Source organism: Rhodococcus sp. IEGM 1318 (assembly GCF_033142465.1).
GTDB lineage: Bacteria > Actinomycetota > Actinomycetes > Mycobacteriales > Mycobacteriaceae > Rhodococcus_F > Rhodococcus_F qingshengii_B.
The window spans coordinates 328,627-337,479 of record NZ_JAWLSC010000008.1; the positions used below are offsets into that span (position 1 = coordinate 328,627).

Here is an 8,853-nt window from a genome sequence, read left to right on the forward strand (position 1 = left end):
TTCAGTTGCCGGGCTTCACGCCGGTGATCATGACGTTGTAGAAGAATCCGCGAGGAACGACATGGCGAAGCACCTTCTCGTCGACCCAGCTGAGCGTCTTCCAACCACCGAAAGCGAATCGCCCCCAGCCCCAACCGAGCTTCTCCGGTGGAACAGCCGCTTCGAAAGTACGGACAGGCCAGCCGAGAAGCGCCGCGGCGAATTCCTCGGTGGCAGCGTGGACCTGATCGGCGCCCGCAGACTTCGCCATGTTCTCGAGGTCGGTGGGGTCGAACGTGTGGATGTCGACGACAGCTTCGAGCGCTGCTGCGCGGGAGGACTCGTCGAGCTCTTCCTGCGGGCGACGCCAATCTGCCAGGAACGGCAGCTTCGTCACGCGTGTGGTTGCTTCCCACGTCGCGCGGCCGAGCCAGCGAGCGTAGAAGTTGCCGACAGTGGTGGGCTCACCGGCGAAGACGAAACGTCCGCCGGGCTTGAGGACACGAAGGACCTCACGGAGCGACTTCTCGACGTCCGGAATGTGGTGCAGCACGGCGTGGCCGACCACCAGGTCGAAGGTGTTGTCCTCGTACGGAATGGTCTCGGCGTCGGCAACACGGCCGTCGACCGGAAGGCCGAGGCTTTCGGCATTGCGCAGTGCGACCTTGACCATGCCGGGCGAGAGGTCGGTGACCGAACCGGTCTTGGCGACTCCACCCTGCATCAGGTTCAGGAGGAAGAATCCGGTGCCGCAACCCAGTTCGAGCGCGCGCTCGTACGGCAGCGGCTGGTCGCCTGCTACAGCGTCGAAACGACCACGTGCGTAGTCGATGCAGCGCTCGTCGTACGAGATGGACCACTTGTCGTCGTAGGTTTCGGCTTCCCAGTCGTGGTAGAGCACCTGGGCGAGCTTGGTGTCCTTACGAGCGGCCTCGACCTCTTCGGCCGTGGCGTGCGGCCGCGGCGCGGGGTCGACTACCGAGGTGTCGGTAGCGGCGGGCGGCGTGACGGTTGCGTCGTCATTCGGGCTGGCTGTCATGGCGGCTATCCTACTCGCTGGTAAGAGATGAACAAGTTCTAGTTTAGGGGAGCCTACTCGCCCGTGAACTCGGCCTTGCCCGGACCGTTGGCGATGAACGACTCCATGCCGATCGTCTGATCCTCGGTCGCGAACAATCCGGCGAACAGATGCTGCTCGATCTTGAGGCCGGATTCCAGATCGGTGTTCAGACCCTCGTCGATGGCCGCCTTGGCAGCAGCCAACGCACGCGATGCACCTCCGACGAACTGCGAGGCCCACGTGCGGGCTGCGGTGTAGACGTCGTCGGGAGCGACGACCTCGTCGACCAACCCGATGGCCAACGCCTCGTCAGCCCCCACGAAACGGCCGGTGAAAACCAGATCCTTGGCCTTGGCCGGCCCGATCAGGCGAGCCAGGCGCTGCGTTCCGCCGCCACCGGGAATGATTCCGAGCAGAATTTCCGGAACTCCGAGCTTGGCGTTGTCTCCGACGATCCGGCGATCGGCCGACAGTGCAACTTCGAGTCCGCCACCGAGTGCGTATCCGGTGATCGCGGCAACGGTCGGCTTCGGGATGGACGCCACGGCGCCGAGTCCTGCCTGCATGCCGCCGATCGCGTCACGGATCTGGCCGTAATCCATCTCGGCCATTTCCTTGACGTCGGCGCCGGCAGCAAAAACCTTCTCCCCGCCGTAGACGATGACGGCCTTGACCGCCTTGTCGACGGTCGCAGCGTGTGCGGCAGCGGCCAACTCGTCCTGAACCTGACGGTTCAGTGCGTTCATGGGCGGGCGCGCCAGACGGATGGTGCCGATGCCTTCGGAAACTTCGAGAGTCACAAATTCAGCCATGATCGAGAATCTACTTTGCCGCCTTGATCGACCACGGATGCGGTCCGGCGGTGTAGTACCCGTCCTGGTTCGGGAATTCGACGCGCAGCGTTTCCTCGTCGGTGATCAACGTAGGCAGGATGACGGGGATCTCCGGCTCGGCTGCGAGTATCTCCGCCACCGAGCTGAACTTGGCCAATTCGGTCAGCTGACTCCACGTCGGCGGCAACAAGATGCTGCCGCCCTCACGCCAATGCGCAAGAGCATCCTGCGGGCTCTGCCAACGGACCTCGGCGGCCTCGGAGGTGACTCCGTCCGCAATCTGTCCGGTCGGTGACGCTGCGACGAAGAAGCGGGTGTCGTAGCGGCGGGTCTCGCCCACCGGCGTGATCCAGTTCGCCCACGGCCGCAGCAGATCCGTTCGCAGGACCAGGTTCTCCTTTTTCAGGAAATCACTGAACGACAGCTCGTGCTTTTCGAGGGCAACCCTGTCCTGCGCGTAGCCGGCCGTGTCCGCCACGACGGTGTCTGCGGTCGGTCCGGCGAGCAGGACGCCGCACTCCTCGAACGTTTCCCGAACCGCAGCCAAGACGAGGGCCTTCGCCCGAGCCACATCAGTGCTGAACCGCTCGGCCCACCACTCGACCGACGGGCCGGCCCACTCGACCTCGGCCGTCGCGTCGGACTTGTCGACGCCGCCGCCGGGGAAGACTGTCATGCCCCCGGCAAAGGCCATCCCCTGTACTCGTTGAAGCAGGAAGATCTCGATACCGGATTCGGCATCGCGCACCAAGATGACGGTCGACGCATCCTTGGGCTCGGGGACAGCACGTGCATTCTCGTTAGCCATGCTTCGCGAACCTACGCGATCTGTGATCTTGGCCGCATTTCAGGTCCCATTGAAGCTCACGCGCGATGAGCTCCGGACGGCCTCGCGCGGCGCGCGAAGTATCGGCCGTCCGCCTTGTCGAGGCTGATGGACTGGCTGAATGCCGCGCTCAGATTTTCGGCAGTGATGACGTCCTCCAGAAGGCCCTGGGAGACGACCTCCCCTTCCTTGAGAAGGAGTGCGTGAGTGAATCCCGGCGGGATTTCCTCGACATGATGGGTGATCAGAACGGTTGCCGGGGCGTCCGGATCGGCAGCCAGTTCTGCGAGTCTGGCCACAAGTTCCTCACGGCCACCGAGGTCGAGCCCGGCGGCGGGCTCGTCCAGAAGAAGAAGTTCGGGATCGGTCATCAGGGCTCGCGCGATGAGGACGCGCTTGCGCTCGCCTTCGGAAAGCGTCCCGTACGTCCGATCCGCAAGGTGCTCGGCGCCGAGGCTTTCGAGCATCTCGACAGCACGCGAGGTGTCCATGGATTCGTACTCCTCGCGCCACCGACCGAGAACGGCGTAGCCCGCCGACACGACGAGGTCGCTGACCTTCTCGTCGCCGGGAACGCGGTTCGCCAACGACGACGAGGACAGTCCGATTCGCGGGCGCAACTCGTTGACGTCGACCTTGCCGAGAACTTCACCGAGGAGGTGGGCAGAACCGCTGGTCGGGAAAGTTTCACCGGCAGCTATTCGCAGCAGCGACGTCTTGCCGGCGCCGTTGGGTCCGAGCACCACCCATCGCTCGTCGAGCTCAACTTTCCAGGTGACGGGACCCACGAGAGTGGACCCTCCCCGGCGGATGAGTACGTTGTCGAAATCGATGAGCAGATCTGGATCAGGTAGCGGCACCCGAACATCTTCCCGCACATTCTCCGGCCGTTCACGGCAGGATCATCTTGCGTGTCGCCTCTCATCGAAACTCACACCCCGACGCCCGGGTCTCCGTTCCCACTCGGCGCCCACATCGTGGACTCCGGAACCCAGTTCGCGGTCCACGCCCCAGCTGCTTCGAACGTCCAGATCTGCCTGATCGACCAGGACGGAAACGAAGATCGCGTCGAACTTCGGCAACACACGTACGGAATCTGGCACGGGATCATCGCCGGGATCGGTGCGGGGCAGCGTTACGGAATTCGGGCGTCCGGCCCGTGGAATCCGCGCGCCGGGCTGAGACTTAATCCACACAAGCTGCTGATCGATCCGTGGGCGCGCCGCATCGAGGGGGAACTCGGTGATCACCGTGCCCTCCTGTCGTACGCCGGCGATCCGTTCGGCGACCCGTCGACGCTCGACTCGCTCGGCCATGTGCCACTGTCCGTGGTGACCCCGGGCCTCGCGCCCGCCGCAGCGCGCCTCGAGACTCCGTGGGAGGAAAGCGTGATCTACGAGCTGCATGTGGGCGCATACACCGCCACGCATCCAGGAGTTCCCGCAGCCCACCGCGGAACGTACCTCGGTCTGACCGCGCCGGCCGTCGTCGATCACCTCGGCTCACTCGGCGTCACCGCCGTAGAACTGCTTCCCGTGCAGGCGTTTCTGAGCGAACACAGCGTTCGCGAGCGAGGGATGCGCAACCACTGGGGATACTCGACGGCGTCGTACTTCGCCCCGCATCCCGGATACGCGGCAACACCGGGCGGCGAAGTCACCGAGTTCCGGATCATGGTCGACGCACTTCACGCGGCAGGCATCGAGGTCATCCTCGATGTCGTCTACAACCACACCTGCGAGCAGAGCGTCGACGGAATCAGTGTCAGCTGGCGAGGTTTGGACGGCCCCGGCTACTACCTCCTCGACGGCGACGGCCGCGACATCGATCTCACCGGGTGCGGCAACACGGTCGACGCCTGCTCCCCCATCGCCGTCCGCATGATCACCGACAGCCTCCGTTACTGGGCCACCGAAATGGGTGTCGACGGCTTCCGATTCGATCTCGCGAGCGCGTTGGGTCGACCGCGCGGCGGCGGCTTCGACCAGCGCGCGTCAATCCTGTCGGCTATCTCCTCCGATCCGGTACTGACTCGGTGCAAGCTCATCGCCGAACCCTGGGATGCGACTGCCGACGGATACCAGGTCGGAAACTTCGGACTCCAGTGGTCCGAATGGAACGACAAGTACCGCAGCACCATTCGCCAGTTCTGGAACGGCGGCTCCAGCGTCCGGAAGGTCGCGTCCCGCCTCGCCGGTTCCGAGGACATCTTTGCCGGCAGCGGCCGTCGCCCCTGGGCGTCGATCAACTTCGTCACGGCGCACGACGGGTTCACCGCTGCCGATCTCGTGGCATACAACCACAAGCACAACGAGGCCAATGGCGAAGACAATCGTGACGGCGCCGATCACAACGATTCGTTCAACCACGGAATCGAAGGCCCGAGCACCGATCCCGAGATTCAGGACGCCAGGGCACGTCACGTACGGGCGCTGCTGGCCACTCTCGTGCTGTCGACAGGTACACCGATGCTCACCGCCGGAGACGAGTTCGGCCACAGCCTGGGCGGGAACAACAACGCGTATTGTGTTCCCACACTTGCCTCCCCAGCCGATTCGTGGGCACTGGACTGGACGAGCGCCGATCAGTCGTTGGTGCAGTTCGTCTCCCGAGCGTTCGGATTACGCCGAGCGGCACCGGCGTTGCGTCAGCCCGAATTCTTCGAGGGCAGAAGGAGACTGGAGCACCCGGACCTCGTCTGGTTCGACTCTGCCGGCGTCGAGTTCGACGACACCGCATGGTACGACGAGAGTCACCGAACGCTGCAGGCCTGGATCGACGGAGCCGACGTTCGGTCTCACACTCGGACCGGGCGCCCGCTCGGTGACGACAGTTGGCTCCTGATCCTGCATTCCGGCGGACCGGTTCAGGTCACCGTCGGCACTCCGGAATGGTTCGACGGCACCTTGACTGCATCGTTCGATTCGGCGTCACCGACCGGCGAACCTACCTCCACGGCGGAAGTTCCCGTCGGCACCGAGATCTCGTTGACCGGCCCCACGGTCTTGGCCTTACGTTCGGTGTCACGTCCGCCGGTCACCGCTGCTGTCATAGAATCCGGCAGCACCTTGATCAGGAATTGAATGGTCGGTCCGATTCCGAAGGCGTACAACACGGTTCCGACGCCAACGGTTCCACCGAGAAGCCATCCGGTAGCGAGGACCGCGATTTCGATGCTGGTACGCACAAGCCTGACCGACAGGCCGGTGCGAGCGACCAGTCCTGTCATCAATCCGTCGCGGGGACCCGGCCCCATGCCTGCCCCGATGTAGAGAACGCTGGCCAGTCCGTTGAGGAGGATTCCCGCGACCATGATCGCGGCGCGAACTGGCATGGAATCAAAGACCGGCAAGAAGGCCAGTGAAGTATCCACCGAGATTGCAATGACAACGACATTGGCGACCGTGCCGAACCCTGGCCGCTGACGGATCGGAATCCAGAGCAGCAGTACCACCGCACCGGTAATCGCAGTGATCACGCCGAAACTGAGCGAAACATGCTCGGCCACACCCTGATGAAACACATCCCATGGGTCCAGTCCGAGGCCGGCAGTGATCATCATGGCCATCGAGAAGCCGTACAACCACAGACCGACGAACAGCGAGGCGAATCTCCGTATCAACACTCGACCATCTTGAAGGCCACTGGACTGTTTATCCATAGCCAAGTTGCCGACACTGGACTGGTCGGGTGAGGTCTCTACGGAACCGCGATGACTGTCATGGAGCCTGGTGCCACCTCTGTGAACCCTGCATCACGAACCGCGACGGCCTCCGACCTCTTCAATCGACCTACTGCCTCGGCCCACTGTTTCGGACTTGCGTCGCGTACCGAGCAACGGAAGTCGTTCTGCGCCCACGCCCAGCACTGTTTCTCGGACATGGCCGCTGCCAACAACATCGAGGCATGCCCGACCTGTGCCGACGCCTTGCCTACCGTCATCTCGAGCGCCGAGTCGATCCACAGCACCGGAAGGCCAGGCTCGGGCTCGCCAGGCTCGTCGTGCTCGAGGTCGGTGCCACCGATCTGCAACTTCTTGATTCGCGGGTCCAGTTCTCCGACCGGCCCGGGAACCAGAGCCCGCGCCTGGGCACCATCCACGTCGACGGTGATTCCCGGTACCTCTTGCGCGGCGAGCCACTGGGCTCCACGCGCTCGGCGAGACACTTTCCGGATCCGGGCACCCACCCACGCCGAATAGTCCTCGTGCCACGGGCCGGGCTCCCCGTCTTCGGTGAACCCGACGCGTTCGTCCAGGCACAGCGCCACTGCCGCCGTTGCGGCAGCCTCGAGCAGTGCAGTGCGCTTCGGCGGGTCTGCCTTCGGGATGTGGAGAATGATCGGCATCGCCAACACCAGCGCCGGATCCGCGGGATCGTCTCGCCCACCGTACCCAGCGGCCAACACCGCGTGGCGCTCGCGCCAGCGAGAATCGGGGCCGGACTTCACAGCTGGATCGGAACTGACTGCTGGATCGGAACTCATGGAATCGGTACGCGTCGTACGCCACCGTCGACGGCGTCCGCAGCCTCGACCTCGTCGCGGGTCACACCGAGAATGAACAGCACGGCATCGAGGAAGGGATGCGACAAAGCCGCGTCCGCGACCTCCCGCAACGCAGGCTTGGCGTTGAACGCCACACCCAGACCTGCAGCGTTGAGCATGTCGATGTCGTTGGCGCCGTCACCGACGGCGACGGTCTGTTCCATCGGCACACCGACCTGATCGGCGAACTTGCGCAGCGCGACGGCCTTCGCCGCGCGGTCGACGATTTCACCGATCACACGTCCGGTCAGCTTGCCGTCGACGATCTCGAGGGTGTTGGCGTGCACGAAGTCCAGTTCGAGTTCGTGTGCGAGGCCTTCGATGACCTGGCGGAAACCGCCGGACACCACGCCGCAGTGGAATCCGAGGCGGCGCAGGGTGCGAATCGTGGTGCGCGCACCCGGCGTCAGTTCGATGCTCTCTGCCACCTCGTCGATGACGGAGGCGTCGAGACCGGCGAGTGTCGCCACACGCTGGTGCAGTGATTCGGTGAAGTCGATCTCGCCGCGCATTGCAGCTTCGGTGACGGCGCGGACCTCGTCCTCGACTCCGGCCTTCGCGGCGAGCATCTCGATGACCTCGCCCTGAACGAGCGTCGAGTCCACGTCGAACACGATCAGACGCTTTGCCCGGCGAGCGAGACCTGCGCGCTCGACCGCGATGTCGACGTTTTCGAGTGCGGCAACCTCGGCGAGTCCGGTGCGCAGCTTCGCGTCGCCGTCGACGGTATCCGCCGCACTGACGCTGAGTTCCAGACCGGTGACGGGATAATCGGCGACACCACGGATGGAATCGATGTTGGCGCCCTGCTTCGCGAGTTCGCGTGCAACCGATCGCATAGCGCGAGCATTGACCGGGCTGCCGAGAACGACTACCGCGTGGGTGGACACCGCGGGCCGTCCGGGATCGGCACCGATTTCGATGTCGACGTTCATTCCGACCGTCGCCATCGCCTGTTCGAGTTCTTCCTGAAGTGCTTCGGGATCGTTCGGGCAGGCCACCATGACGCCGAGTGTCAGTCGACCTCGAATCACCACCTGCTCCACGTCGAGTAGACGCACATCGTGCCGCGACAGTGCCGCGAACAGTACCGAGGTGACGCCAGGGCGGTCCGGCCCGGTCACAGTCACCAGAACAGTGGTGTCAGAGGCACCCACCGAAAACTCCGATCGTTTCTTTGTTCGCGTCTTGATCGTCACTATTGTGCCAAGCGAAAGGCCCCACCCGTTACTCGGGCGGGGCCTTTTGCTGGTTACTTCAGTGTGTTACTTCGCTCAGGAGCGGCTGTCGGTGCCGGGGTCGCCTTCGTCCCCGACTGTCAGCGGCTCGTGACGAGCATCTTCGAGCACGGTGCTGGCGTTCTTCCCACCGTGGCCCGGGCCGACGTGCGCTTCCGCGCGCATCCGCTCGACCATGTGAGGGTAGTGCAGCTCGAACGCCGGACGCTCGCTACGGATGCGCGGCAACTCGGTGAAGTTGTGACGCGGCGGCGGGCAGGTAGTTGCCCACTCCAGCGAGTTTCCGTAGCCCCATGGATCGTCGACGGTGACCACTTCGCCGTAGCGGTAACTCTTGAAGACGTTCCAGATGAACGGAAGCGTCGAGGCACC

Annotated in this window: 7 protein-coding genes and 2 pseudogenes; 1 reads left to right on the forward strand and 8 read right to left on the reverse strand. The window is 64.2% G+C overall.

Going from position 1 to position 8,853, the window contains the following annotated elements; all coding sequences use genetic code 11:
• Position 1 precedes the first annotated feature (1 nt).
• The 4 genes from R4P65_RS20575 to R4P65_RS20590 are packed head-to-tail and all read right to left on the reverse strand — an operon-like array spanning position 2 to position 3,558.
• Positions 2-1,018 (reverse strand): class I SAM-dependent methyltransferase, encoded by a 1,017-nt coding sequence (locus R4P65_RS20575; RefSeq protein ID WP_003944733.1) that lies wholly within the window; start codon positions 1,016-1,018, stop codon positions 2-4.
• A gap of 53 nt (positions 1,019-1,071) precedes the next feature.
• Positions 1,072-1,851: an enoyl-CoA hydratase/isomerase family protein gene (locus tag R4P65_RS20580; RefSeq protein ID WP_317827913.1), complete on the reverse strand. Its 780-nt coding sequence runs from the start codon at positions 1,849-1,851 to the stop codon at positions 1,072-1,074.
• Between the two features lie 10 nt (positions 1,852-1,861).
• Positions 1,862-2,680, reverse strand: coding sequence for an NUDIX hydrolase (locus tag R4P65_RS20585; protein WP_230812783.1), 819 nt, complete (start codon positions 2,678-2,680; stop codon positions 1,862-1,864).
• A gap of 56 nt (positions 2,681-2,736) precedes the next feature.
• A complete protein-coding gene (locus R4P65_RS20590; RefSeq protein WP_230812782.1) occupies positions 2,737-3,558 on the reverse strand; it encodes an ABC transporter ATP-binding protein in 822 nt (273 codons plus the stop codon).
• Positions 3,559-3,609: 51 nt separating this feature from the next.
• Between R4P65_RS20590 and glgX the strand changes: the two are divergent.
• Positions 3,610-5,652 (forward strand): annotated as a pseudogene (gene glgX, locus R4P65_RS20595) (glycogen debranching protein GlgX); the annotation flags it as partial.
• On the opposite strand, the gene R4P65_RS20600 reads toward glgX, so the two are convergent.
• The 4 genes and pseudogenes from R4P65_RS20600 to R4P65_RS20615 all read right to left on the reverse strand — a co-directional run.
• A complete protein-coding gene (locus R4P65_RS20600; RefSeq protein ID WP_317827924.1) occupies positions 5,565-6,359 on the reverse strand; it encodes a membrane protein in 795 nt (264 codons plus the stop codon). The pseudogene glgX and the gene R4P65_RS20600 overlap by 88 nt on opposite strands.
• A gap of 38 nt (positions 6,360-6,397) precedes the next feature.
• The gene (locus R4P65_RS20605; RefSeq protein ID WP_317827914.1) at positions 6,398-7,183 is read right to left on the reverse strand and encodes a peptidyl-tRNA hydrolase; all 786 of its coding nucleotides are present in this window, start codon (positions 7,181-7,183) and stop codon (positions 6,398-6,400) included.
• Complete coding sequence (serB, locus tag R4P65_RS20610; protein WP_020969288.1) at positions 7,180-8,400, reverse strand: phosphoserine phosphatase SerB; 1,221 nt, start codon at positions 8,398-8,400, stop codon at positions 7,180-7,182. The genes R4P65_RS20605 and serB overlap by 4 nt, the downstream gene beginning before the upstream one ends.
• A gap of 117 nt (positions 8,401-8,517) precedes the next feature.
• Positions 8,518-8,853, reverse strand: a pseudogene (locus R4P65_RS20615) (cytochrome ubiquinol oxidase subunit I); the annotation flags it as partial.